23 protein-coding genes and 3 pseudogenes are annotated in these 25,831 nt (G+C 51.4%); 17 read left to right on the forward strand and 9 right to left on the reverse strand.

Going from position 1 to position 25,831, the window contains the following annotated elements; genetic code table 11:
* Positions 1-210 (reverse strand): hypothetical protein (locus BHE85_RS04545; protein WP_000015110.1); only part of this gene is annotated, 210 nt, incomplete at its 3' end.
* Between the two features lie 239 nt (positions 211-449).
* Positions 450-656: a YbfA family protein gene (locus tag BHE85_RS04550; protein ID WP_000424925.1), complete on the reverse strand. Its 207-nt coding sequence runs from the start codon at positions 654-656 to the stop codon at positions 450-452.
* 312 nt (positions 657-968) lie between these two features.
* Here BHE85_RS04550 and kdpF point away from each other — a divergent pair, with 312 nt between their 5' ends.
* The 11 genes and pseudogenes from kdpF to BHE85_RS04605 all read left to right on the forward strand — a co-directional run bounded on the left by kdpF (position 969) and on the right by BHE85_RS04605 (position 13,833).
* Positions 969-1,058, forward strand: coding sequence for a K(+)-transporting ATPase subunit F (kdpF, locus tag BHE85_RS04555; RefSeq protein ID WP_001365534.1), 90 nt, complete (start codon positions 969-971; stop codon positions 1,056-1,058).
* Positions 1,058-2,731 (forward strand): potassium-transporting ATPase subunit KdpA, encoded by a 1,674-nt coding sequence (kdpA, locus tag BHE85_RS04560; RefSeq protein WP_000730106.1) that lies wholly within the window; start codon positions 1,058-1,060, stop codon positions 2,729-2,731. The genes kdpF and kdpA overlap by 1 nt, the downstream gene beginning before the upstream one ends.
* 22 nt (positions 2,732-2,753) lie before the next feature.
* Entirely contained in the window at positions 2,754-4,802 is a 2,049-nt protein-coding gene (gene kdpB, locus BHE85_RS04565; RefSeq protein ID WP_000087963.1) for a potassium-transporting ATPase subunit KdpB, read from the forward strand.
* Between the two features lie 8 nt (positions 4,803-4,810).
* Positions 4,811-5,354, forward strand: a pseudogene (kdpC, locus tag BHE85_RS04570) (K(+)-transporting ATPase subunit C).
* Entirely contained in the window at positions 5,347-8,031 is a 2,685-nt protein-coding gene (kdpD, locus tag BHE85_RS04575; protein WP_005004937.1) for a two-component system sensor histidine kinase KdpD, read from the forward strand. The pseudogene kdpC and the gene kdpD overlap by 8 nt, the downstream one beginning before the upstream one ends.
* A complete protein-coding gene (kdpE, locus tag BHE85_RS04580; RefSeq protein ID WP_000186097.1) occupies positions 8,028-8,705 on the forward strand; it encodes a two-component system response regulator KdpE in 678 nt (225 codons plus the stop codon). Before kdpD ends, kdpE begins: the two co-directional genes overlap by 4 nt.
* 233 nt (positions 8,706-8,938) lie before the next feature.
* A complete protein-coding gene (locus BHE85_RS27200; protein ID WP_211180488.1) occupies positions 8,939-9,043 on the forward strand; it encodes a leader peptide SpeFL in 105 nt (34 codons plus the stop codon).
* Positions 9,044-9,300: 257 nt separating this feature from the next.
* A complete protein-coding gene (speF, locus tag BHE85_RS04590) occupies positions 9,301-11,499 on the forward strand; it encodes an ornithine decarboxylase SpeF (RefSeq protein WP_000040185.1) in 2,199 nt (732 codons plus the stop codon).
* Positions 11,496-12,834 (forward strand): annotated as a pseudogene (gene potE, locus BHE85_RS04595) (putrescine-ornithine antiporter). The gene speF and the pseudogene potE overlap by 4 nt, the downstream one beginning before the upstream one ends.
* Positions 12,835-12,924: 90 nt before the next feature.
* A pseudogene (locus BHE85_RS04600) lies at positions 12,925-13,059 on the forward strand (winged helix-turn-helix domain-containing protein); the annotation flags it as partial.
* A 123-nt stretch (positions 13,060-13,182) separates the two neighbouring features.
* A complete protein-coding gene (locus BHE85_RS04605) occupies positions 13,183-13,833 on the forward strand; it encodes a DUF2625 domain-containing protein (protein ID WP_001208817.1) in 651 nt (216 codons plus the stop codon).
* Between the two features lie 40 nt (positions 13,834-13,873).
* Here the strand turns inward: BHE85_RS04605 and BHE85_RS04610 are convergent, their stop codons facing one another.
* The 3 genes from BHE85_RS04610 to seqA form a co-directional block, all read right to left on the reverse strand.
* Positions 13,874-14,368 (reverse strand): hypothetical protein, encoded by a 495-nt coding sequence (locus BHE85_RS04610; RefSeq protein WP_000856357.1) that lies wholly within the window; start codon positions 14,366-14,368, stop codon positions 13,874-13,876.
* 214 nt (positions 14,369-14,582) lie between these two features.
* Positions 14,583-16,223, reverse strand: a complete 1,641-nt coding sequence (pgm, locus tag BHE85_RS04615) for a phosphoglucomutase (alpha-D-glucose-1,6-bisphosphate-dependent) (protein ID WP_001297249.1) — start codon at positions 16,221-16,223, stop codon at positions 14,583-14,585.
* A gap of 25 nt (positions 16,224-16,248) precedes the next feature.
* Entirely contained in the window at positions 16,249-16,794 is a 546-nt protein-coding gene (seqA, locus tag BHE85_RS04620; protein ID WP_004981377.1) for a replication initiation negative regulator SeqA, read from the reverse strand.
* Between the two features lie 184 nt (positions 16,795-16,978).
* Here seqA and ybfF point away from each other — a divergent pair, with 184 nt between their 5' ends.
* From ybfF to fur, 5 genes are all read left to right on the forward strand, one after another.
* Complete coding sequence (ybfF, locus tag BHE85_RS04625) at positions 16,979-17,743, forward strand: esterase (protein ID WP_000773287.1); 765 nt, start codon at positions 16,979-16,981, stop codon at positions 17,741-17,743.
* A gap of 139 nt (positions 17,744-17,882) precedes the next feature.
* Positions 17,883-18,176, forward strand: a complete 294-nt coding sequence (ybfE, locus tag BHE85_RS04630; RefSeq protein WP_001300829.1) for a LexA regulated protein — start codon at positions 17,883-17,885, stop codon at positions 18,174-18,176.
* Between the two features lie 139 nt (positions 18,177-18,315).
* Entirely contained in the window at positions 18,316-18,846 is a 531-nt protein-coding gene (gene fldA / locus BHE85_RS04635; RefSeq protein WP_001018618.1) for a flavodoxin FldA, read from the forward strand.
* A 209-nt stretch (positions 18,847-19,055) separates the two neighbouring features.
* Entirely contained in the window at positions 19,056-19,142 is an 87-nt protein-coding gene (gene uof / locus BHE85_RS04640; RefSeq protein WP_001406816.1) for a fur leader peptide, read from the forward strand.
* Complete coding sequence (gene fur / locus BHE85_RS04645) at positions 19,135-19,581, forward strand: ferric iron uptake transcriptional regulator (RefSeq protein ID WP_000131702.1); 447 nt, start codon at positions 19,135-19,137, stop codon at positions 19,579-19,581. The genes uof and fur overlap by 8 nt, the downstream gene beginning before the upstream one ends.
* A gap of 84 nt (positions 19,582-19,665) precedes the next feature.
* On the opposite strand, the gene BHE85_RS04650 is transcribed toward fur, so the two are convergent.
* The 3 genes from BHE85_RS04650 to glnS form a co-directional block, all read right to left on the reverse strand.
* The gene (locus tag BHE85_RS04650) at positions 19,666-19,992 is read right to left on the reverse strand and encodes a ChiQ/YbfN family lipoprotein (RefSeq protein WP_000733572.1); all 327 of its coding nucleotides are present in this window, start codon (positions 19,990-19,992) and stop codon (positions 19,666-19,668) included.
* A 49-nt stretch (positions 19,993-20,041) separates the two neighbouring features.
* On the reverse strand, positions 20,042-21,448 hold the full coding sequence (gene chiP / locus BHE85_RS04655) for a chitoporin ChiP (RefSeq protein ID WP_001258853.1): 1,407 nt from the start codon (positions 21,446-21,448) through the stop codon (positions 20,042-20,044).
* A 446-nt stretch (positions 21,449-21,894) separates the two neighbouring features.
* Complete coding sequence (gene glnS, locus BHE85_RS04660) at positions 21,895-23,559, reverse strand: glutamine--tRNA ligase (RefSeq protein ID WP_001287158.1); 1,665 nt, start codon at positions 23,557-23,559, stop codon at positions 21,895-21,897.
* A 110-nt stretch (positions 23,560-23,669) separates the two neighbouring features.
* Here glnS and BHE85_RS28020 point away from each other — a divergent pair, with 110 nt between their 5' ends.
* Positions 23,670-23,792 (forward strand): hypothetical protein, encoded by a 123-nt coding sequence (locus BHE85_RS28020; RefSeq protein WP_001297734.1) that lies wholly within the window; start codon positions 23,670-23,672, stop codon positions 23,790-23,792.
* Here BHE85_RS28020 and nagE read toward each other — a convergent pair.
* Complete coding sequence (nagE, locus tag BHE85_RS04665; protein WP_001023109.1) at positions 23,762-25,708, reverse strand: PTS N-acetyl glucosamine transporter subunit IIABC; 1,947 nt, start codon at positions 25,706-25,708, stop codon at positions 23,762-23,764. The genes BHE85_RS28020 and nagE overlap by 31 nt on opposite strands.
* Positions 25,709-25,831: the final 123 nt, after the last annotated feature.

A 25,831-nucleotide genomic window follows, 5' to 3' on the forward strand; every position in this document is an offset into this window, starting at 1 on the left:
CAGCGGGCCGGGCAGGGCGATGTCGGTTTCACCGGGAAGGACCTTTGCACCGAGCAGCGGATTGACCGGATGGCCGGACGTCACCCCGCCGGGGCACACCGAACAGGCCACGCCGGTGGGGGCACCAATGCGCACCCCGGCTGAACCCTGAACAATGCTACCGCCATACTGCGTCATGTCGCCCTGACGCGCTGCCGGTTTTCCGCTCATTTCTCATCCTTGTTTTATCGGGTTATTTGTCCGCTGACAGGCAAAACCCTACAGATTTATAAGAAAGCCTTAAGTGAGATATCCATCAGATAGAAACAATTAGGAAAATATTTATATATTTTTCCTGAATATATTTCAGCTGGGTAATACCATATCTAAATATTTACCTGAACATCTTCCTAATAAAAAAACCGCCAGCATCTCCACTAGCGGTTTTCAATGTATTCAAAACTCGGCAATCAGTAAAAATCACCGGTTGCCTTTTCGGCCTGTTCCATCCAAACCGGTTTATCGCTGGTTTTCGACCAGACGCGGTGCAGGTAGCTGTAAAAGCGGGCGCGGTCTTTCCAGAAAAGCATGAAAGGCAGCGCCAGAACGCCCGCTGCAACCGCATATGTACGGCGTAAAAAGATAAGCCATGCAGGATATTCTCTGTAGAGTTCCATACTTTTCTCCCCCTTTTGTATCTACCCGGTGAATAGCACCGGAAAAATGAATTTGTTTATCTGATGAAAATAGTACCGCCTTTTGTGTAATTTTACTACTCATCCGACCACTTATTTTTGCTTATTGATGGTTTATTTACATTCACTCTGTAATTAAGTTGCATAAAAGTTAAATTAATGCTAAACATTAGTTAAACCATGGCTTTTGCCATTTTTATACTTTTTTTACACCCCGCCCGCAGATTTTTGCGAAATCTTTGCAGCCAGAATTCTACTCTTCCGGTATCACTTTTAGGCCACTGGAGGTGCACTGTGAGTGCAGGCGTGATAGCCGGCGTGTTGCTGGTGTTTTTATTACTGGGTTATTTGGTTTATGCCCTGATCAATGCGGAGGCGTTCTGATGGCTGCGCAAGGGTTCTTACTGATTGCCACGTTTTTACTGGTATTAATGGTGCTGGCGCGTCCTTTAGGCAGCGGGCTGGCGCGGCTGATTAATGACATTCCTCTTCCAGGTACAGCGGGCGTTGAACGTATACTCTTTCGTTTACCTGGCGTCTCTGACCATGAGATGAACTGGAAGCAATATCTTTGTGCCATTCTCGGCCTGAACATGCTGGGGCTGGCGGTGCTGTTTTTTATGTTGCTCGGTCAGCACTATCTGCCGCTTAATCCACAGCAGTTGCCGGGGCTGTCGTGGGATCTGGCGCTGAATACCGCCGTCAGCTTTGTCACGAATACCAACTGGCAATCTTATAGCGGTGAAACCACGTTGAGCTATTTCAGCCAGATGGCAGGCTTAACGGTACAAAACTTTCTTTCTGCCGCCAGCGGGATTGCGGTGATTTTTGCCTTCATCCGTGCGTTTACTCGCCAGAGCATGAGCACACTCGGGAATGCCTGGGTCGATCTGCTACGCATCACGTTATGGGTGCTAGTCCCTGTGGCGTTGTTGATCGCACTGTTTTTTATTCAACAAGGTGCGCTGCAAAACTTTCTGCCCTATCAGGCAGTGAATACCGTTGAAGGAGCGCAACAGCTGTTACCCATGGGACCAGTAGCTTCTCAGGAAGCGATCAAGATGCTCGGTACTAACGGCGGTGGCTTCTTTAATGCCAACTCGTCGCATCCGTTTGAAAACCCAACCGCACTGACCAACTTCGTGCAGATGCTGGCGATCTTCTTGATCCCAACAGCTCTGTGCTTTGCCTTTGGTGAAGTGACGGGCGATCGCCGCCAGGGGCGCATGTTGCTGTGGGCGATGTCAGTGATTTTTGTCATCTGCGTAGGCGTGGTTATGTGGGCAGAAGTTCAGGGTAATCCTCATCTGCTGGCGCTCGGCGCAGACAGCAGCATCAATATGGAAGGTAAAGAGAGCCGTTTCGGCGTGCTGGTCAGTAGCCTGTTTGCGGTCGTGACTACGGCGGCGTCCTGTGGCGCGGTGATTGCGATGCATGATTCGTTTACCGCTCTCGGCGGCATGGTGCCGATGTGGCTAATGCAAATTGGTGAAGTGGTGTTCGGCGGTGTCGGTTCTGGTCTTTACGGCATGATGCTGTTTGTCCTGCTGGCGGTGTTTATTGCCGGGCTGATGATTGGTCGTACACCGGAATATCTGGGTAAAAAAATCGACGTACGCGAGATGAAACTGACTGCACTGGCGATTCTGGTTACTCCAACACTGGTACTGATGGGCGCGGCGTTGGCGATGATGACCGACGCCGGACGTAGCGCCATGCTTAACCCTGGCCCGCATGGTTTTAGCGAAGTGCTGTACGCCGTGTCGTCCGCCGCTAACAACAACGGCAGCGCCTTTGCCGGATTAAGCGCCAACTCTCCGTTCTGGAACTGTTTACTGGCGTTCTGCATGTTTGTCGGTCGCTTCGGGGTGATTATCCCGGTGATGGCAATTGCCGGTTCGCTGGTGAGTAAAAAGAGCCAACCCGCCAGCTCCGGCACGCTGCCAACGCACGGCCCGCTGTTTGTTGGCCTGTTAATCGGCACCGTGTTGCTGGTTGGCGCACTGACCTTTATCCCTGCCCTGGCGCTTGGTCCGGTGGCGGAATATCTCTCCTGATGATATTGAGTGAGCACTGAATATGAGTCGTAAACAACTGGCGCTATTCGAACCAACACTTGTCGTTCAGGCGCTGAAAGAAGCGGTGAAAAAATTAAACCCGCAGGCGCAATGGCGCAATCCGGTGATGTTTATCGTCTGGATCGGCAGTCTGCTGACCACCTGTATTAGCATCGCGATGGCAAGCGGTGCGATGCCTGGCAATGCGCTGTTTAGCGCGGCAATTAGCGGCTGGCTGTGGGTCACCGTACTGTTCGCTAATTTCGCCGAGGCGCTGGCAGAAGGCCGCAGTAAAGCGCAGGCCAACAGTCTTAAAGGGGTGAAAAAAACTGCCTTTGCCCGCAAGCTGCGTGAGCCGAAATATGGCGCTGCGGCGGACAAAGTTCCTGCCGATCAACTGCGTAAAGGTGACATCGTGCTGGTAGAAGCTGGCGATATTATCCCCTGCGATGGTGAAGTCATTGAAGGCGGCGCATCGGTCGATGAAAGCGCCATCACCGGGGAATCGGCACCGGTGATCCGTGAATCCGGCGGCGATTTTGCCTCCGTCACCGGCGGCACGCGTATTCTTTCTGACTGGCTGGTGATTGAGTGTAGCGTTAACCCCGGTGAGACATTTCTGGATCGGATGATCGCGATGGTGGAAGGCGCACAGCGACGCAAAACACCGAACGAGATTGCCCTGACTATCCTGCTGATTGCTCTGACCATCGTCTTTTTACTGGCAACCGCCACGCTGTGGCCGTTTTCCGCGTGGGGCGGTAATGCCGTGAGTGTAACGGTACTGGTGGCGCTGCTGGTCTGTCTGATCCCAACCACTATTGGCGGCCTGTTGTCAGCGATCGGCGTCGCCGGGATGAGTCGGATGCTGGGCGCGAATGTGATTGCCACCAGCGGACGTGCAGTTGAAGCGGCAGGTGACGTTGACGTTCTGCTACTGGATAAAACCGGCACCATCACACTCGGTAACCGTCAGGCGTCGGAGTTTATCCCTGCGCAGGGCGTGGATGAAAAAACGCTGGCTGACGCCGCACAACTGGCTTCGCTGGCTGATGAAACGCCGGAAGGCCGCAGTATTGTGATCCTCGCCAAGCAACGTTTTAACCTGCGCGAGCGCGATGTGCAGTCGCTCCATGCCACCTTTGTACCGTTTACTGCGCAAAGCCGGATGAGCGGGATCAACATCGACAACCGCATGATCCGTAAAGGTTCTGTCGATGCCATTCGCCGCCATGTTGAGGCTAACGGCGGTCACTTCCCTGCCGATGTTGATCAAAAAGTCGATCAGGTTGCGCGTCAGGGGGCCACGCCGCTGGTGGTGGTGGAAGGTTCCCGTGTGCTGGGCGTTATTGCGCTGAAAGATATCGTCAAAGGCGGTATTAAAGAGCGCTTCGCCCAGCTGCGCAAAATGGGCATTAAAACGGTGATGATTACCGGCGATAACCGTCTGACTGCCGCCGCCATTGCTGCGGAAGCGGGCGTCGATGATTTTCTCGCCGAAGCGACACCGGAGGCCAAGCTGGCATTGATTCGTCAGTATCAGGCGGAAGGCCGTTTGGTGGCGATGACCGGCGACGGCACCAACGATGCTCCGGCGCTGGCGCAAGCAGATATCGCGGTGGCGATGAACTCCGGCACCCAGGCGGCGAAAGAGGCGGGCAATATGGTCGATCTCGACTCTAACCCGACCAAGTTGATCGAGGTGGTGCATATTGGCAAACAGATGCTGATGACCCGTGGCTCGCTGACCACCTTCAGCATTACCAACGATGTGGCGAAATACTTCGCCATTATTCCGGCGGCGTTCGCGGCAACGTATCCGCAGTTAAATGCGCTGAACATCATGCGCCTGCATTCGCCCGACTCCGCCATTCTCAGTGCAGTCATTTTCAACGCCTTGATTATCGTCTTTTTGATTCCTCTGGCGTTAAAAGGCGTGAGTTATAAACCGCTTACCGCTTCTGCCATGTTGCGCCGTAACTTATGGATTTACGGTCTGGGTGGGCTGCTGGTGCCGTTTATTGGTATCAAAGTCATTGATTTACTGCTGACCGTTTGCGGTCTGGTGTGAGGTTTACCATGCGTGGCTTACGTCCGGCATTATCGACATTTATCTTTCTGTTATTGATTACTGGCGGCGTTTACCCGCTGCTGACCACCGTGCTGGGGCAATGGTGGTTTCCCTGGCAGGCCAACGGTTCGTTGATTCGTGAAGGTGATACGGTGCGGGGTTCGGCATTAATCGGGCAGAATTTTACCGGCAACGGCAGAAATGCCCTATAATCCACAGGCTTCTGGCGGGAGCAATCTGGCGGTCAGTAACCCTGAGCTGGATAAACAAATAGCCGCACGCGTTGCTGCATTACGGGCCGCTAACCCGGATGCCAGTACGAACGTTCCGGTTGAACTGGTGACGGCATCGGCAAGCGGGCTGGACAATAATATCACCCCGCAAGCGGCGGCCTGGCAGATCCCACGCATCGCGAAAGCGCGTAATCTCAGCGTTGAACAGCTCACGCAGCTGATCGCAAAATACAGCCAACAACCGCTGGTGAAATATATCGGCCAGCCGGTCGTCAACATTGTCGAACTCAATCTGGCGCTGGATAAGCTTGATGAATAACGAACCCTTACGTCCCGACCCCGATCGTCTGCTGGAACAAACTGCCGCGCCGCATCGGGGGAAGCTGAAAGTTTTCTTCGGTGCCTGTGCAGGCGTCGGGAAGACCTGGGCGATGCTGGCAGAAGCCCAGCGACTGCGGGCGCAAGGGCTGGATATTGTGGTTGGCGTGGTAGAAACCCACGGGCGAAAAGATACCGACGCAATGCTGGAAGGGCTGGCTGTTCTGCCGCCAAAACGCCTGGCGTACCGTGGGCGGCACATCTGCGAGTTTGACCTCGATGCCGCCCTCGCCCGCCGTCCGGCGCTGATCTTAATGGACGAACTGGCGCACAGTAATGCGCTAGGTTCTCGTCACCCTAAACGCTGGCAGGACATCGAAGAGCTGCTGGAAGCAGGCATTGATGTTTTCACTACCGTCAACGTTCAGCATCTGGAAAGTCTGAATGATGTGGTCAGCGGCGTCACCGGAATTCAGGTACGGGAAACCGTGCCCGATCCTTTTTTCGATGCCGCCGACGACGTGGTTCTGGTGGACTTGCCCCCGGACGATCTGCGCCAGCGGCTGAAAGAAGGCAAAGTCTATATTGCCGGGCAGGCGGAGCGCGCCATTGAACATTTTTTCCGCAAAGGCAATCTGATCGCCCTGCGCGAACTGGCACTGCGCCGTACTGCCGATCGCGTTGATGAGCAAATGCGCGCCTGGCGGGGGCATCCTGGCGAAGAGAAAGTCTGGCACACGCGCGACGCGATCCTTTTATGCATCGGCCATAACACCGGTAGTGAGAAGCTGGTCCGCGCGGCGGCGCGGCTGGCGTCACGGCTGGGTAGCGTCTGGCACGCGGTGTATGTTGAAACCCCTGCCCTGCACCGCTTACCGGAAAAAAAACGTCGGGCAATTCTCAGCGCCTTACGTCTGGCGCAGGAGCTGGGCGCGGAGACGGCAACACTTTCTGATCCAGCGGAAGAAAAAGCAGTAGTGCGTTATGCCCGTGAACATAATCTCGGCAAGATTATTCTCGGTCGCCCGGCCTCGCGCCGCTGGTGGCGTCGGGAAACGTTTGCTGACCGACTGGCGCGCATCGCCCCCGATCTCGATCAGGTGCTGGTCGCGCTTGATGAACCACCCGCCCGCACGATTAACAACGCGCCGGATAGCCGCTCTTTTAAAGACAAGTGGCGGGTACAGATTCAGGGATGCGTGGTTGCCGCCGCGTTATGCGCCGTTATCACTTTAATTGCCATGCAGTGGCTGATGGCGTTTGATGCCGCCAACCTGGTGATGCTGTATCTGCTTGGCGTGGTGGTGGTGGCGCTATTTTATGGACGCTGGCCTTCGGTGGTTGCTACCGTCATTAATGTGGTGAGTTTCGATCTCTTTTTTATCGCCCCACGCGGCACGCTCGCCGTCTCTGATGTGCAATATCTGCTGACCTTCGCAGTGATGTTAACCGTCGGGCTGGTGATCGGGAACCTTACTGCTGGCGTGCGTTATCAGGCGCGGGTAGCCCGTTACCGCGAGCAACGCACACGGCACTTATATGAAATGTCGAAAGCTCTGGCGGTGGGCCGCAGTCCGCAGGACATCGCCGCCACCATCGAACAATTTATTGCCTCCACGTTTCATGCCCGCAGTCAGGTGTTGTTGCCCGATGACAACGGTAAATTGCAGCCGTTAACACATCCGCAAGGAATGACGCCATGGGACGATACCATCGCGCAGTGGAGTTTTGATAAAGGCCTGCCTGCGGGCGCGGGCACCGACACGTTACCCGGTGTACCGTACCAGATTTTGCCGCTAAAAAGCGGCGAGAAAACCTACGGGCTGGTGGTGGTGGAGCCGGGGAATCTGCGCCAGTTGATGATCCCGGAACAGCAGCGCCTGCTGGAGACGTTTACGCTGTTAGTCGCCAATGCCCTTGAGCGGCTGACGCTAACCGCCAGCGAAGAACAGGCGCGGATGGCAAGCGAACGTGAACAGATCCGCAACGCCCTACTGGCAGCGCTTTCGCATGATTTACGCACGCCGCTCACGGTGCTGTTCGGTCAGGCAGAAATCTTAACGCTCGATCTGGCAAGCGAAGGATCGCCCCACGCCCGCCAGGCCAGCGAGATTCGTCAGCATGTGCTGAACACTACCCGACTGGTGAATAATCTACTGGATATGGCGCGAATTCAGTCCGGCGGCTTTAATTTGAAGAAAGAGTGGTTAACGCTGGAAGAAGTGGTCGGTAGCGCGCTGCAAATGCTGGAACCGGGTTTATCGTCGCCCATCAATCTTTCTCTGCCAGAACCGCTGACCTTAATCCACGTTGACGGGCCACTCTTTGAACGGGTGCTGATTAATCTGCTGGAGAACGCGGTGAAATATGCGGGTGCGCAGGCCGAAATTGGTATCGATGCCCACGTTGAGGGCGAAAATCTACAACTGGATGTCTGGGATAACGGCCCCGGTCTTCCGCCAGGCCAGGAGCAGACGATATTTGATAAGTTTGCTCGCGGGAATAAAGAGTCGGCAGTACCGGGGGTAGGGCTTGGACTGGCAATTTGTCGGGCGATAGTGGATGTACACGGGGGCACTATTACCGCGTTCAACCGACCGGAAGGTGGTGCCTGTTTTCGTGTTACACTTCCCCAGCAAACTGCCCCTGAACTTGAAGAATTTCATGAGGATATGTGACAAACGTTCTGATTGTTGAAGATGAACAGGCTATTCGTCGCTTTCTGCGCACGGCGCTGGAGGGCGACGGGATGCGCGTCTATGAGGCCGAAACGCTGCAACGCGGCTTGCTGGAAGCGGCTACCCGTAAGCCAGATTTGATTATTCTCGATCTCGGCCTGCCCGATGGTGATGGGATTGAGTTTATCCGCGACCTGCGCCAGTGGAGCGCGGTGCCGGTGATTGTGCTTTCCGCACGCAGCGAAGAGAGCGACAAAATCGCCGCGCTGGATGCCGGAGCGGATGATTATCTGAGTAAGCCGTTTGGCATTGGCGAATTGCAGGCCCGTCTGCGCGTCGCTTTACGCCGCCACTCCGCTACCGCCGCGCCCGATCCGCTGGTGAAATTTTCCGATGTTACCGTCGATTTAGCCGCCCGCGTGATTCACCGGGGTGAGGAAGAGGTGCATCTCACACCAATTGAGTTCCACCTGCTGGCGGTGCTGCTCAACAATGCCGGAAAAGTACTCACCCAGCGCCAGCTCCTTAACCAGGTGTGGGGGCCAAACGCGGTCGAACACAGTCACTATTTGCGTATTTATATGGGACATCTGCGACAAAAACTGGAACAGGATCCCGCCCGCCCACGCCATTTCATTACTGAAACCGGTATTGGCTATCGGTTTATGCTTTGAATATTAATTTTAATACAGCCTGCCTTTTATTAATTAAAGCCGTAATAATAAATACGGCTTTTTATCTTAAACAACACACAAAAATAACAATTCAATATTTTATATTACTGAGTAAAAAGCTCATCATTAAATAAATTAAGATTGATCATTTTTTATTGATCACCTTCACAGTTCAACCGTATTTCCTGGATAGAATATCTTCACCTTCATTCACATCAGGAAAGGTAAATTAAATGGAAAATAACAGCCGCACTATGCCCCATATAAGGCGGACAACTCATATTATGAAGTTTGCTCATCGCAATAGCTTCGACTTTCACTTCTTCAATGCCCGTTAGTCTACCGACTAAGGGCACTTCAGCGTACAGGTCTTCCTGACTCTCTGTATTACAGGCATATGCCTGTATTCCGCAGTGCTCATTCTCTGTTAACCCTTGTATTATCAGCCACCGGACTGGTAAGGGTTTCTGCATTCTGAAAAAAGCAATCTACCTGATTTATTTATCAGCGGGGTAACTTTGCTTTTTTCCGGCACGATCGATTTCTCATTCGAGAAATTGAGGACCTGCTATTACCTAAAATAAAGAGATGAAAAATGTCAAAATTAAAAATTGCGGTTAGTGATTCTTGCCCGGACTGTTTTACCACGCAGCGAGAATGTATCTACATTAATGAAAGTCGTAATATCGATGTGGCGGCAATCGTTTTATCGCTCAACGATGTTACATGCGGAAAACTCGATGAAATCGATGCCACGGGTTATGGCATCCCGGTATTTATTGCTACTGAAAATCAAGAACGTGTACCCGCAGAGTATTTGCCCTGTATTTCGGGTGTCTTTGAGAATTGCGAATCGCGACGAGAATTTTATGGTCGTCAGTTAGAAACCGCTGCCAGCCATTATGAAACTCAACTGCGCCCACCTTTCTTCCGCGCACTGGTCGATTATGTCAATCAAGGTAACAGCGCGTTTGATTGCCCTGGTCATCAGGGCGGCGAATTTTTCCGTCGCCATCCGGCGGGGAATCAGTTTGTGGAATACTTTGGTGAGGCGCTGTTCCGTTCCGACTTGTGCAACGCAGACGTAGCAATGGGTGATCTGCTGATTCACGAAGGCGCGCCATGCATTGCACAGCAACATGCGGCAAAAGTGTTCAATGCCGATAAAACATACTTCGTTCTAAATGGCACTTCATCTTCTAACAAAGTGGTTTTAAACGCCCTGCTGACACCGGGTGATCTGGTGCTGTTTGACCGCAATAACCACAAATCTAACCACCACGGAGCGTTGCTACAGGCTGGTGCAACACCGGTTTATCTGGAAACCGCACGTAACCCGTATGGCTTTATCGGTGGCATTGATGCGCACTGTTTTGAAGAAAGTTACCTGCGTGAGCTGATCGCGGAAGTCGCACCGCAGCGGACAAAAGAGGCTCGTCCTTTCCGCCTCGCCGTTATTCAGCTAGGCACCTACGACGGTACGATTTATAACGCCCGCCAGGTGGTGGATAAAATTGGTCATCTGTGTGACTACATTCTGTTTGACTCCGCATGGGTCGGCTATGAGCAATTTATCCCGATGATGGCTGACTGTTCACCGCTGTTGCTGGATCTTAATGAGAACGATCCGGGCATTCTGGTTACGCAATCTGTGCATAAACAGCAGGCTGGTTTTTCTCAAACTTCACAAATCCATAAAAAAGACAGCCACATCAAAGGGCAACAGCGTTATGTACCGCACAAACGCATGAACAACGCCTTTATGATGCATGCCTCCACCAGCCCGTTCTATCCGCTGTTTGCCGCACTGGATATCAACGCCAAAATGCATGAAGGTGTCAGCGGTCGTAATATGTGGATGGATTGTGTGGTAAATGGCATTAATGCCCGCAAGCTGATCCTCGATAACTGTCAGCATATTCGTCCGTTCGTACCTGAACTAGTGGATGGTAAACCCTGGCAGTCGTATGAAACAGCGCAAATTGCGGTTGATCTGCGCTTCTTCCAGTTTGTACCAGGGGAACACTGGCACTCTTTTGAAGGCTATGCAGAGAATCAATACTTTGTCGATCCATGCAAACTGTTGCTGACAACCCCAGGTTTTGATGCACGTAACGGCGAATATGAAGCGTTCGGTGTACCCGCGACGATTCTTGCTAACTTCCTGCGCGAAAATGGCGTAGTGCCGGAAAAATGCGATCTTAACTCCATCCTCTTCCTGCTGACTCCGGCAGAAGATATGGCCAAACTTCAGCAACTTGTTGCCCTGCTGGTACGCTTCGAAAAACTGCTTGAGTCCGACGCGCCATTAGCAGAAGTGCTGCCTTCCATCTACAAACAGCATGAAGAGCGCTACGCCGGTTATACCCTTCGTCAGTTATGCCAGGAAATGCATGATTTGTATGCCCGTCACAACGTGAAACAACCGCAAAAAGAGATGTTCCGTAAGGAACACTTCCCACGCGTAAGCATGAATCCACAAGAAGCCAACTACGCCTATTCACGCGGTGAAGTGGAGCTGGTTCGTCTGCCGGATGCCGAAGGCCGTATCGCTGCCGAAGGTGCGCTTCCTTATCCTCCGGGTGTGCTGTGTGTTGTTCCGGGTGAAATCTGGGGTGGTGCTGTTTTGCGTTACTTCAGCGCTCTGGAAGAAGGGATCAACCTGCTGCCAGGTTTTGCACCGGAGCTGCAGGGTGTCTATATCGAAGAACATGATGGTCGTAAGCAAGTTTGGTGCTATGTCATCAAGCCTCGTGATGCGCAAAGCACCCTGTTGAAAGGGGAAAAATTATGAGTCAGGCTAAATCGAACAAAATGGGCGTCGTTCAGTTAACCATACTGACGATGGTCAACATGATGGGCTCCGGTATCATCATGCTGCCGACAAAGCTTGCCGAAGTTGGGACAATCTCAATTATCTCCTGGCTGGTGACAGCCGTAGGCTCAATGGCACTGGCATGGGCATTCGCAAAATGCGGTATGTTCAGCCGTAAATCAGGCGGTATGGGCGGTTATGCGGAGTATGCTTTCGGTAAGTCCGGCAATTTTATGGCGAACTACACCTACGGTGTCTCGCTGCTGATTGCTAACGTCGCGATTGCTATTTCGGCGGTTGGTTACGGCACCGAACTGCTCGGCGCGAGTTTGTCGCCAGTGCAGATTGGTCTTGCGACCATCGGAGTGCTGTGGATTTGTACCGTGGCTAACTTTGGTGGTGCGCGCATTACCGGGCAAATCAGTAGCATTACTGTGTGGGGAGTCATTATTCCGGTCGTCGGTCTGTGCATTATTGGCTGGTTCTGGTTTAGTCCGACGCTGTACGCTAACTCATGGAACCCGCACCATGTGCCGTTCTTTAGCGCTGTAGGTTCTTCCATCGCCATGACGTTGTGGGCTTTCCTCGGTCTGGAGTCAGCCTGTGCCAACGCCGAAGTAGTGGAAAACCCGGAACGTAACGTGCCGATTGCAGTTCTTGGCGGTACTTTAGGTGCGGCGGTGATTTATATCGTCTCCACCAACGTGATTGCCGGGATTGTGCCTAATATGGAGCTGGCAAATTCAACGGCACCATTTGGCCTGGCTTTCGCACAGATGTTCACACCAGAAGTGGGTAAAGTCATTATGGCGCTGATGGTGATGTCCTGCTGCGGTTCACTGCTTGGCTGGCGGTTCACTGCTTGGCTGGCAGTTCACCATTGCCCAGGTGTTTAAATCTTCATCTGATGAAGGCTACTTCCCTAAAATTTTCTCCCGTGTAACCAAAGTGGATGCACCGGTGCAGGGAATGTTGACCATTGTGATTATTCAGAGTGGATTGGCACTGATGACCATTAGCCCGTCACTGAACAGCCAGTTCAACGTGCTGGTTAACCTGGCCGTGGTGACCAATATCATTCCGTATATTCTGTCAATGGCGGCATTAGTCATTATTCAGAAGGTCGCTAATGTGCCCCCCTCAAAAGCGAAAGTAGCAAACTTTGTTGCCTTTGTTGGTGCGATGTACAGTTTCTATGCGCTGTACTCATCCGGGGAAGAAGCCATGCTGTACGGTTCTATCGTGACCTTCCTTGGTTGGACACTGTATGGTCTGGTATCACCATGCTTTGAACTGAAAAATAAACACGGTTAATAAAACAAAGTAAAAAAGGGCGATTGAATGATCGCCCTTTCTGTTTGTTGGCAAATAGTTCGTTATTTATGCCGCATCCGGCAGATGTAGGGTCTAAACGCGATCGAACACAGCAACTATTTGCGTAATTATATGGGGCATCTGCGACAAAAACTGGAACAGGATCCGGCCCGGCCTCGCCATTTTATTACTGAAACCGGTATTGGGTATCGGTTTATGCTTTGAAAAAAGTGGCAATGTATGGATAAAGTCATTTTTTATTCAAATATAAGGAACTTAATATTTAAAAAATGTTCCATACAATTCCTCATCATAAATGACACCGTAGCACACAAGGAGCAAGTAGCGATGCGTGAAATGAATCAGTTAGTAAATACTGAAGATTCAGCCTGGCCAATAATCCAGAACTGGTTAAAAGACGCCACAAACCATACCGAACTCTTACCGGTTAATAAAAATTTAGCCGAAACCGCACTTTATCAATTACAGGTGACAACAAAATCACCGATGGGTGCGCTTGTCTATGGCTCCGGAGGTCTGCTGATTGATAATGGTTGGTTACGCATAGCAGGATCTGGTCACCCCCGGTTGCCACGAGATCCAGTAAGTTGGACACAACGCCCTGAATTCGCAGGCGTGCGGGCTTTACCCATCGCTGACGATGTCGCAGGGGGAATTTTTGCTCTTAATGGTGGCGATCTTGGGGAAGATACTGGCTGCGTTTATTATTTTGCGCCAGATACGCTGAATTGGGAAAGTCTGGAAGTTGGATATTCTGAGTTTCTTCAGTGGGCATTATCCGGTGATTTAGATACCTTCTATGAAAATGTACGATGGCAGCAATGGCGAGAAGACGTAATAAAATTATCGGCAACGGAAGCCTTCACGTTCTACCCTTTCTTATGGGTACAAAGTGAAGAAGCAAGAACAAGAAAAGTTATTTCGCTTACTGAACTCTGGGAAATGCAGTATCAAATGAAAGAAACATTCACGCAATAAGACATGTTCAGGTCCGGGTTTCATTCCCGGACTCACTATTTTAATGTGTATTTATCGCTTTCAATTCTTGCTGGCAATTTTCTGACTGGCAGCGTCGTAACTCAATAATCCCGACATGCATCATCGAGCCAAAAAATCCGCTTTCGCTGACATAATCCTCATTGACTATCGGTCGAGTGCCGGGCTTGCCCTGGCAAACCCGCATAAAAAATGAGGTGTAGCATTGCCAACCGGGATTTAAACCGACCTTTTCTTGTGCTGACATATTATGAAGATAAGTAAGTTCTTTTTCGTTCCCGCCTGACAACTGCCAGCGGCGGGTATTATCAGGTAAGTTATCACCACGGCAATTTGTCTTACACCGGGAAGGTGCAATATTTACCGCAATGCTACCCGTTAATCTTCTGGTTTTATCTTTAGGGGTCAGTAACCAGTCGCCAGCTAATGATGATTGTTCAGGTTGGGCGCATGCAGTCAGCAGTAATGTGGCGGTAATTAGTGACACTATGACGACCAGACTCCTGTTGGTCTTCATTGGGATTTCCTTGAGCTACTCAGTTTGTTGACAAAGTGTTCGTTGTTTTTGCCGGATGCGGCGTGAACGCCTTATCCGGCCTACAAAATCTCGTAAATTCAATATATTGCACCATCCTCGTAGGCCTGATAAGCGTAGCGCATCAGGCAATTCTGTGTTTGTCATACGTAAAAAAGGGCGATCTTCCGACCGCCCTTTTTCTTATTTAATGTGTTTACGCGTTTTTCAGAACTTCGCTAACAATCTCAACCGCTTCTTTCTCAATCTGCTTGCGATGTTCTTCACCGAGGAAGCTTTCGCAGTAGATCTTATATGCGTCTTCCGTGCCTGACGGACGCGCGGCGAACCAGCCGTTGTCAGTCATCACTTTCAGACCGCCGATAGAAGCACCATTGCCCGGTGCCGCCGTCAGGCGCGCGGTGATCGGGTCGCCTGCCAGGGTGCTGGCGCTCACCATTTCCGGAGACAGCTTAGACAGCGCCGCTTTTTGTGCGGAAGTCGCAGCTGCCTGCAAACGGTTGTAGCTCGGCGCACCAAAGCGTTTTGCCAGTTCGTTGTAGTGTTCCTGCGGGTTCTTACCGGTGACAGCGGTGATTTCCGCCGCCAGCAGACACATGATGATGCCGTCTTTGTCGGTGGACCACGGCGTGCCGTCGAAACGCAGGAAGGAAGCCCCTGCGCTCTCTTCGCCGCCAAAGCCGAAGCTGCCGTCGAACAGACCATCAACAAACCATTTGAAACCTACCGGGACTTCTACCAGCTTGCGGCCCAAGTCATTGACCACACGGTCGATCATCGCAGAAGAAACCAGCGTTTTACCGACAGCAACATCTTTGCCCCACTGCGGACGATGCTGGAACAGGTAGTTGATCGCCACCGCCAGGTAGTGGTTCGGATTCATCAAACCTGCCGGAGTGACGATACCGTGACGGTCATAATCCGGGTCGTTAGCAAACGCCAGATCGAACTTATCACGCAGTGCCAGCAGGCCCGCCATCGCACACTCGGAGGAGCAGTCCATACGGATCGCGCCGTCTTTATCAAGGTGCATAAAGCGGAAGGTTTGATCGACCTGATCGTTAACGATGGTCAGGTTGAGGTTGTAATACTCGCCAATACGCTTCCAGTATTCGATACCGGAACCGCCCAGCGGATCAACGCCCAGCGTCAGGCCCGCTTTCTGAATCGCCGCCATATCAACGATATCGGCCAGACCTTCCACAAACGGCTGCACCAGATCCTGCTCTTTCACATGACCGGATGCCATCGCTTCGTCGAGGGAGATACGCTTCACGCCTTTCAGGCCATCGGCCAGCAGTGCGTTGGCCCTGTCTTCCACCACTTTGGTGACGTTGGTATCAGCCGGGCCACCATTTGGCGGATTGTACTTGATACCACCATCTTCCGGCGGGTTATGGGACGGTGTAATCACGATACCGTCTGCCAGCGGACCACCTTTTTTATTGTGAACCAGGATGGCATTGGAAACGGCAGGCGTTGGAGTGAAGCCATTGTTTTCCTGCACAATGACATCAACGCCGTTCGCTGCCAGCACTTCCAGTACGGAAATGAACGCAGGCTCGGACAGGGCGTGAGTATCTTTACCCACATAGCAAGGGCCAGTGATGCCGTTTTTCGCACGTTCTTCAGCAATTGCCTGAGCGATCGCCAGAATGTGCGGCTCGTTAAAGCTGTGGCGCGCTGCACTGCCACGGTGACCGGAAGTACCGAATTTCACCGCGTGCTCCGCATTCCCTGCTTCTGGTTTCAGTACATAATATTGCGCCGTCAGTTGGGCGACGTTAATCAAATCACTCTGTTGTGCAGGTTGGCCTGCACGATTGTGGATTGCCATTGCTTTGTCCTTTGTCTGCAACGTTTTAGATAGTTCCGCAAACCTTCTCAATCAATTCCGCCGGGAATTGCATCGACTGCATGATGTGTTCGATCATGCTGCATTTACGGCCGGTGTTGGTGTTGGTGATCACCCAATACGGCGTGCCTGGCACATGTTTCGGCTTGGTCTGATTACCATTTTTCAGCAGCGTTTGTTCATCTGCCGCAAAGTAAACGCGTGTACGACCGTGCAACGATTCCGTTGCTTCGGCAAACGCCTGGGCGTCAAGAGAATATAGTGTAGACAACAGCAGCATAAAGCGATTGACCGCTCGCTTTTGCTCTGCGTATTCGTCAGAAAGCAGAAGTTCACGCATTGCGCGAACCTTGTCTTTAATCGTTTTGACCGGCTTCGCTTCGGCGATAGCAGGTGACGCAACGCGAACCTCTTTCGTCACCGGAGCAGCAGGCTGTGATGCGGCGGAAAATTTCAACATACGCCGTAAAATGTCGGATGCGCTCTCGCCGATATGCTTAGTGTGGCTGGCAATATAGCTGTAGAGTTCATCATCAACTTCAATCGTTTTCATCTTAATCCAGTGCAGTGTCTTAGCTGAATACAAGTCGCCAAGAGTATATGAATAAATCCCGGCAGCGGATAGCGTCAAGCCTGGCTTGCAGAAAAACTCGGAATAAACCTTATTTGTTGCAGCCCTGTGGCACAATGGTCAACATAATACCCTAACCCGACAACGCGAAAAAAAGAACTTTGCCATGAAATTGAATATCCGCGCGCAAACTGCACAAAACCAGCACAATAATTCTCCCATCGTTCTTGTCCATGGTCTGTTTGGTAGCCTCGACAACCTTGGCGTACTGGCTCGCGATCTGGTAAACGATCACAATATCATCCAGGTTGATATGCGTAACCACGGTCTTTCACCGAGAGATCCGGTAATGAATTACCCGGCGATGGCGCAGGATCTTGTTGATACTCTGGATGCACAGCAGATCGACAAAGCAACATTTATCGGTCACTCCATGGGCGGTAAAGCGGTAATGGCACTTACGGCACTGGCCCGCGATCGCATCGATAAACTGGTGGCGATCGATATCGCACCGGTCGACTATCACGTACGCCGTCATGATGAGATTTTCGCGGCTATCAACGCGGTCAGTGAATCGGACGCACAAACTCGCCAGCAAGCAGCAGCAATAATGCGCCAGCATCTTAATGAAGAAGGGGTGATTCAGTTTCTGTTGAAATCTTTTGTTGACGGGGAGTGGCGCTTTAACGTGCCGGTATTGTGGGATCAGTATCCGCATATTGTGGGTTGGGAGAAAATCCCGGCATGGGATCACCCTGCCCTGTTTATCCCTAGCGGCAATTCTCCGTATGTTAGCGAGCAGTACCGTGATGATTTACTGGCACAATTTCCACAGGCACGGGCGCATGTGATTGCAGGCGCGGGTCACTGGGTCCATGCTGAAAAACCGGATGCGGTATTACGCGCTATCCGTCGCTATCTCAATGATTAACGCAACTGATTAAAAACCCAGCGTCCGCGTCGCTTTCCGCGCGTGGGCGTTGGCGTGACTCATCGCGCTGATGTATTATGGCGCGCTATCCATCCGGGCAGAGGCCTGGCTGATTGTTTCCCCCGAAGTCACCAAGATCATGGCCAAAGAACAAACGGACCGTACGACATTAGATCTGTTCGCGCACGAGCGTCGACCGGGACGACCGAAAACTAATCCGCTTTCGCGCGATGAACAGCTGCGTATTAATAAACGCAACCAGCTAAAACGCGACAAAGTACGTGGCCTTAAGCGTGTCGAACTGAAGCTGAACGCGGAAGCTGTCGAGGCGCTGAACGAGCTGGCGGAGTCGCGCAATATGAGCCGTAGCGAACTGATCGAAGAGATGTTAATGCAGCAACTGGCGGCGCTGCGTAGTCAGGGCATCGTTTAAATTTCCACTTTCATGTAGCACAGTGTGCAGTCCTGCTCGTTTGCTGATTCCGAAAGACTGCCTGTTCTGCTATGATTGCCTTTATCCGTGGGCAATTTTCCACCCCCATTTCAATAAGTTTCAAGAGGTTATTTCACTCATGGCTATCACTGGCATCTTTTTCGGCAGCGACACCGGTAATACCGAAAATATCGCAAAAATGATTCAAAAACAGCTTGGTAAAGACGTTGCCGATGTCCATGACATTGCAAAAAGCAGCAAAGAAGATCTGGAAGCTTATGACATTCTGCTGCTGGGCATCCCAACCTGGTATTATGGCGAAGCGCAGTGTGACTGGGATGACTTCTTCCCGACTCTCGAAGAGATTGATTTCAACGGCAAACTGGTTGCGCTGTTTGGTTGTGGTGACCAGGAAGATTACGCCGAATATTTCTGCGACGCATTGGGCACCATCCGCGACATCATTGAACCGCGCGGTGCAACGATCGTTGGTCACTGGCCAACTGCGGGCTATCATTTCGAAGCATCAAAAGGTCTGGCTGATGACGACCACTTTGTCGGTCTGGCTATCGACGAAGACCGTCAGCCGGAACTGACCGCTGAACGTGTAGAAAAATGGGTTAAACAGATTTCTGAAGAGTTGCATCTCGACGAAATTCTCAATGCCTGATGTGATGCGGCGTAGACTCATGTCTACGCCGTATTAATAGATAATGCCAATCAAAATAATTGCTACAAATTTGTAACTTTTGCTGTTGTACCTGTACAATGTCCCGGTGTTCAAGTGGCCTTGCCGTTGTAAATGTAAGCTGTGCCACGTTTTTATTAACAATATTTGCCAGGGACTTGTGGTTTTCATTTAGGCGTGGCAATTCTATAATGATACGCATTATCTCAAGAGCAAATTCTGTCACTTCTTCTAATGAAGTGAACCGCTTAGTAACAGGACAGATTCCGCATGACTGATAACAATACCGCCCTAAAGAAAGCTGGCCTGAAAGTAACGCTTCCTCGTTTAAAAATCCTGGAAGTTCTTCAGGAGCCGGACAACCATCACGTCAGTGCGGAAGATTTATACAAACGTCTGATCGATATGGGTGAAGAAATTGGTCTGGCTACGGTATATCGCGTACTGAACCAGTTTGACGACGCTGGTATCGTCACCCGCCACAATTTTGAAGGCGGTAAATCCGTATTTGAACTGACACAGCAACATCACCACGATCACCTGATCTGCCTCGACTGCGGCAAGGTTATCGAATTTAGTGATGATTCCATCGAAGCGCGTCAGCGTGAAATTGCCGCAAAACATGGCATTCGCCTGACTAACCACAGTCTCTATCTTTACGGTCACTGTGCCGAAGGCGATTGCCGCGAAGATGAACATGCGCACGAAGGCAAATAAGCCAGCCTGAATGAGAAAAAGCCAACCTGCGGGTTGGCTTTTTTATGCAAGGGAAATAAGAAAAGCGAGAGTTACAGCTCTCACTTATTTGTTATTACTGCGAATTTCCTGCCAAACTTTATCACAATCGGCTTTCACCGCCTGATCATTTCCGGTTTGCGTTGCACGCAGACACTGCTGATAATCCAGTACGCGGACACTTTCCTGGTCGGCAAAATGCTGATGTTGTTTCTCTTTCTTCAGCACGTTTAACACGCTCTGGCAGGCTTCAATTTTTTCTGGCGAACCTTGTGCGGTGTTGATACAGGCGCTGTATGCCTCTTTCAGACGACTGTCTTCCTGTGGCGCGGTTGATTGCGCACAAGCTACCAGCCCCGATGCCATTATGGCGATGAGAATCAGTTTTTTCATAGCAAATTCCTCAAACGTGCGGCAGGCACAAAACCTGCCGCGTCGGGCATCAGAAGATGGTGAATGGTGCGATTACCATAAATTTCACGTCACGCTCATCCTGGAAGATGTTGCCGTAACCACCGCCCCAGCTTGGGATGTCGGAGTGGTTGTCGTATTCGGTGAAGTGCAGTTTGAACATCGTGCCTTTGGCGCGACCGTCCTGAATGGTGTAGACCGCATCCAGGCTGTATGCAGACTCTTCAATAGTCCGGTTTTTGTCGTAGTACGCATCCGGATTGCTCTGCCAGGTCGCAGGTTTAGCATCCCATGCGTAAACGTAGGAAGCGCCGATGGCGAAGCCTGGAAGATTCCAGTTTTTCAGGTCATACATCGCACCGAAGAAGACCGCTTTTTCGCCGTTAGCGTTGAAGTCGGAACGGTTATCCCACCAGATATCCAGGCGGCCGTTGGAGGAAGCGTAGGCTGGAGTCATACGTTGCAGGAAGTATCCCTGCTGACCGTCAGCCTTAACCCAGGTGCCTTCGAGGCGCAAATCCACTACGTCAGCCGCCCGGTAACCAAAGGTCAACGCTTGCAGCCAGGCGGTGCCGTCATAAAGGTCGTTGACGCTGCGATCGTCAACTTTATCGCGCGTACCATAGAACTGGTAGCTGGTGGTTAACGGGCTACCGGCGATATCAAATTTGTAGCTGGCTTTGGCAAAATATTGATCGATATACCCTTCCGCCTGACCAAATGCCGCTTCCAGTACGAAGTTATTTTTGAAGTCGTATTTCGCCCCAAGGGAGTGCAGATAATCAACTTTGGTGGTTTTATCGTTCTGATAAAACTCATCCATTTCCAGATGCCACGGCGCTTTGTATTCGTTGGTCCACATGTAGGAGAAACTCAACGCACCAGCATCGCCGTAATCAAAATTCGCCCCGGCTTCCGCCCCCTGATAAGTACCTGGCATAAAGCTCCAGTGCGGCGCTAACAGCGTTTGACCAGTTGGCTGAATGTAACCTGCCCTCGCCCAAACCGGACCGTATTTAAATTTGGCCGCAGCTTTATACAGGCTTATACCGCTTTTGTCGCCGGACCAGTCTTCGTCATAGGCTTTATTACTTTTTGAAAACGCGATTTCGTTCGGGTGGGAGCTGTCGCCGTTTTCCGCCATTTCAATCGCCGTAAACACAGCAATATCAAGGCCGAACATATCAGCAGCATAACCGGACTGAAAATCGAGGTTGGCATTCCAGGTGGAGTGAGAAAGGTTGGTTTTGTATTTGTCGCCGTCGGTAACATCTTTACGGTCGCGTTCACGCTGCCAGTAATATATACCGCCGGTTAAGGTTGAATCGTCGATGAATCCTTCGGCGCGAGCCTCCGGCATTGCCATAAAGCCCGACATTGCTGTAACACCGGCGATAGCCAGCGCCAGCGTACTACGTTTGCCACTAAACGTACGCATGGGTTAATCCTCTTTGACGTATAAATTGCTGCACCAAAGGTGAACAGCGAAAAAAATAAAAATTAAAAAAGTAGCATTGAGAAAAGTCTCGCTGACTACAGGAATAGACTATTTTTCGCGACGCGAATTATCAATCTCTTTCTGTAACCAGAATGTAAGAACATGAGCAACCGCACATATTTTGATGATTTTTGTTACAAGGCTTAAGTTTGCGGTTGAAAGGCTTGCAGAAGAATAAAAGCGTAAATTTCCAGCAAGATGAAAGCGGTTACATTTTATTTAATTATGGTTTGTGATTTTAAATTTATTTTATGGATAAATTGCGAAGCGGAATTAATTCGCGAAGAAAAGCAGAAAAAACGCCGCAGAGTGCGGCGTTTGGGATTGTTTGCTATTTCTTGCCGGATGCGACGTAAATGCCTCACCCGGCCTGGTAGAACTTAAAATTACTCGCCTACTTTCGCCCAGGTATCACGCAGCCCAACGGTGCGGTTAAATACCGGTTTTTCCGCTGTGGAATGGCGGCTGTCGAGGCAGAAGTAACCTTCACGCTCAAACTGGAATGCTTTACCCGCAACCGCATCTTTCAGCGACGGTTCAGCAAAGCCCTGTTTGATCACCAGCGATTCCGGGTTAATCACCGACAGGAAATCATCCGCAGCACCTGGGTTAGGCACGCTGAACAGACGGTCGTACAGACGGATTTCAACCGGCAGCGCATGTGCCGCGCTCACCCAGTGAATAACACCTTTGACTTTACGACCATCTGCCGGATCTTTGCTTAAGGTGTCGGCGTCATAAGTACAGAAGATGGTGGTGATATTGCCTTCGGCATCTTTCTCCACGCGTTCTGCCTTAATGACGTAAGCATTACGCAGACGCACTTCTTTACCCAGCACCAGACGTTTGTACTGCTTGTTAGCTTCTTCGCGGAAATCGGCGCGATCGATCCAAATCTCACTGCTAAACGGCACCTGGCGGCTACCCATTTCCGGTTTGTTCGGATGGTTCGGCATGGTAACCATTTCGCCTTCGCCCTGATAGTTTTCGATAACCAGTTTCACCGGATCGATAACCGCCATTGCGCGCGGGGCGTTTTCGTTGAGATCTTCACGGATGCAGGATTCCAGCGACGCCATCTCAATGGTGTTGTCCTGCCTGGTCACGCCGATGCGTTTGCAGAACTCACGAATAGAAGCAGCAGTGTAACCACGACGACGCAGACCGGAAATGGTCGGCATACGCGGGTCATCCCAGCCTTCAACGTGCTTGTCGGTCACCAGCAGGTTCAGCTTACGCTTGGACATCACAGTGTATTCCAGATTCAGGCGCGAGAATTCGTACTGGCGCGGGTGAACAGGAATGGTGATGTTGTCCAGCACCCAGTCGTACAGGCGACGGTTGTCCTGGAACTCAAGCGTACACAGAGAGTGCGTAATACCTTCCAGGGCATCGCTGATGCAGTGGGTGAAGTCGTACATCGGGTAGATGCACCACTTGTTGCCAGTCTGGTGGTGTTCAGCAAATTTAATGCGGTACAGCACCGGATCGCGCATCACGATAAACGGTGAAGCCATGTCGATTTTCGCACGCAGGCAGGCTTTACCTTCTTCAAAACCACCGGCACGCATTTTTTCGAACAGCGCCAGGTTCTCTTCAACGCTGCGGTCGCGGTACGGGCTGTTTTTACCCGGTTGCGTCAGGGTGCCGCGGTATTCGCGGATCTGTTCCGGCGTCAGTTCATCAACGTACGCCAGGCCTTTATTGATCAGTTCGATCGCATAGGCGTGGAGCTGATCAAAATAATCGGAGGAGTAACGGACGTTACCAGACCAGTGAAAACCTAACCACTCTACGTCGTTTTTGATCGACTCAACATACTCGATATCTTCTTTTACCGGGTTAGTGTCGTCGAAACGCAGGTTGCACTGGCCTTTATAGTCCTGGGCGATCCCGAAGTTCAGGCAGATAGATTTCGCATGGCCAATATGCAGATAGCCATTCGGCTCCGGCGGGAAACGGGTGTGTACTGTGGTGTGCTTACCACTGGCCAGATCTTCATCGATGATCTGACGGATAAAGTTAGTCGGGCGGGCTTCTGCCTCACTCATCGTGGATTCCTCAAAGCGTAAACAACGTATAACGGCGTATGATCTTATAAGCGGAACAGGCTGACAACTGTTAGTTTTTTAAAATTGATAATCTAACAAGGATTATGGGGATGATTGATGAAAAAAAAAGCGGCAGAGAAGATCTCCACCGCTTGTCATTGTTGGATGCGACGCTCAAGCGTCGCATCAGGCATAAAGCAGATTACTTTTTGATTTCATACAGCGGTGTTTGACCCGCCACAACATGGCCCTGAGCTTTAATGATCAAGCCACTGAAATCGTCGATATTGCTGCAAACCACCGGGCTAATCATCGAGCGGGCGTTAGCGTTCAGGTAATCCAGATCCATTTCCAGAATCGGTTGCCCTGCGCTTACCTGCGCACCCTCTTCCACCAGACGTTTAAAGCCTTTACCTTCCAGCGCTACGGTGTCGATACCCATATGGACGACGATCTCCGCGCCTTTTTCGGTTTCCAGGCAGAACGCGTGGTTGGTGTTGAAGATTTTCACGATTGTCCCTGCGGCTGGTGATACGACGATTTTATCTGTCGGTTTCACCGCCACACCGTCACCCACCGCTTTGCTGGCGAATGCTTCGTCAGGAACCTGATCCAGTGCCACGACATCACCGGTAATCGGCGATACCAGCTCCGCGATAGATACCGCGTTTGGTACAGCCTGCGGTTTTGCTACAGGCGCGGCAGTTGACGGAGTTGCTTCAGCTGACGCAGCGGCTACCGGACCACGGGCAACGACTTTCTTCATCGCATCGCCGATGGATTCTGCTTTCGCGCCAACAATCACCTGAATAGTCTGTTTGTTCAGTTTCACTACACCAGAAGCACCCAGACGTTTACACATCGTATCGTTGACGCGGGCAGAGTCAGCCACGGTCAGGCGCAGACGGGTGATACAGGCGTCAATTGCTTTCAGGTTGTCAGTGCCGCCAACCGCAGCAATATAGTTGGTCGCCAGTTGATTGAGGCCTTCTTCAGTGTTGCTGTTGGCTTCTTCAGTAACGATCTCATCTTCTTTATCTTCACGACCCGGCGTTTTCAGGTTGAACATGCGGATAACCAAACTGAACACCACGAAGTAGATAGCGAAGAAGACAACACCCATCACCAGCAGCATCCAGACGTTCTGGCTGGCGGCCGGCAGGTTATACATCAACGCGTAGTCGATAGCCCCCGCAGAGAAAGAGAAGCCAGCATGGATACCCAGCAGTGTTGCCACAAACAGGCTGATACCGGTCAGCAGTGCGTGCAGGAGGTACAGCAGCGGTGCAAGGAACATGAACAGGAATTCCAGCGGCTCAGTCACACCGGTCAGGAACGCAGTAACAGCAACAGAAAGCAGCATCCCGCCAACCATCGGACGACGCTCTTTCGGTGCTGCGAAGTACATCGCCAGCGCCGCACCCGGCAGACCGAACATCATAATCGGGAAGAAGCCGGACATGAACATCCCCGCGGTGCCGTCACCGGCATAGAAGCGGTTGATATCACCGTGGAAAACCGTACCCGCCGCGTTGGTGAATTCACCAATCTGGAACCAGGCGATGGTGTTCAGCACCTGATGCAGACCGGTTGGGATCAGCAGACGGTTGATGAAACCAAAGATACCGGAACCCAGCGCGCCCGCAGAAACGATCCACTCGCCTCCTGCATGGATAGCGTGCTGTACCGGCGGCCAGACGTAACCAAAAATGGCCGCCAGCACCAGGCAGAAGAAGCCGGTGGCAATCGGCACAAAGCGTTTGCCGCCGAAGAAGCTCAGGAAGTCCGGCAGTTTAATATCGGACCAACGGTTATAGGCTGCGCCACCAACCAGACCGGTAATGATACCCGCCAGTACACCCATGTTTATTTCTGGGTTGATGGTCACCATCGCTTTGGTTAACACAAAGTAACCTACCGCACCCGCCAGCGCCGCCGCACCTGCGCTGTCTTTCGACCAGCTGGATGCCACACCGATGGCGAAGATTAATGCGAGGTTATCAAAAATCGCACCGCCCGCCTGGGCAATAAACGCAACGTTAAGTAAATCTGGCTGACCGAATCGCAGCAACAGTGCCGCCACCGGCAGCACCGCGATAGGGAGCTGTAACGCCCTACCGAGTCGCTGGAAAAAACCTAAAATATTCATCTTATTCCCCCTACGAGAACCCTATTTGGCTCGTTTAAAGCCGTATTTTTATTTTGCTGCAAATTGTACTGCCGATGTTCTGTAATCAGATTGTTAGATCATCTGCTACAGAGTGTGTGAAAA

Source organism: Shigella sp. FC1567 (genome assembly GCF_001743015.1).
Classification (GTDB): Bacteria; Pseudomonadota; Gammaproteobacteria; order Enterobacterales; family Enterobacteriaceae; genus Escherichia; species Escherichia coli.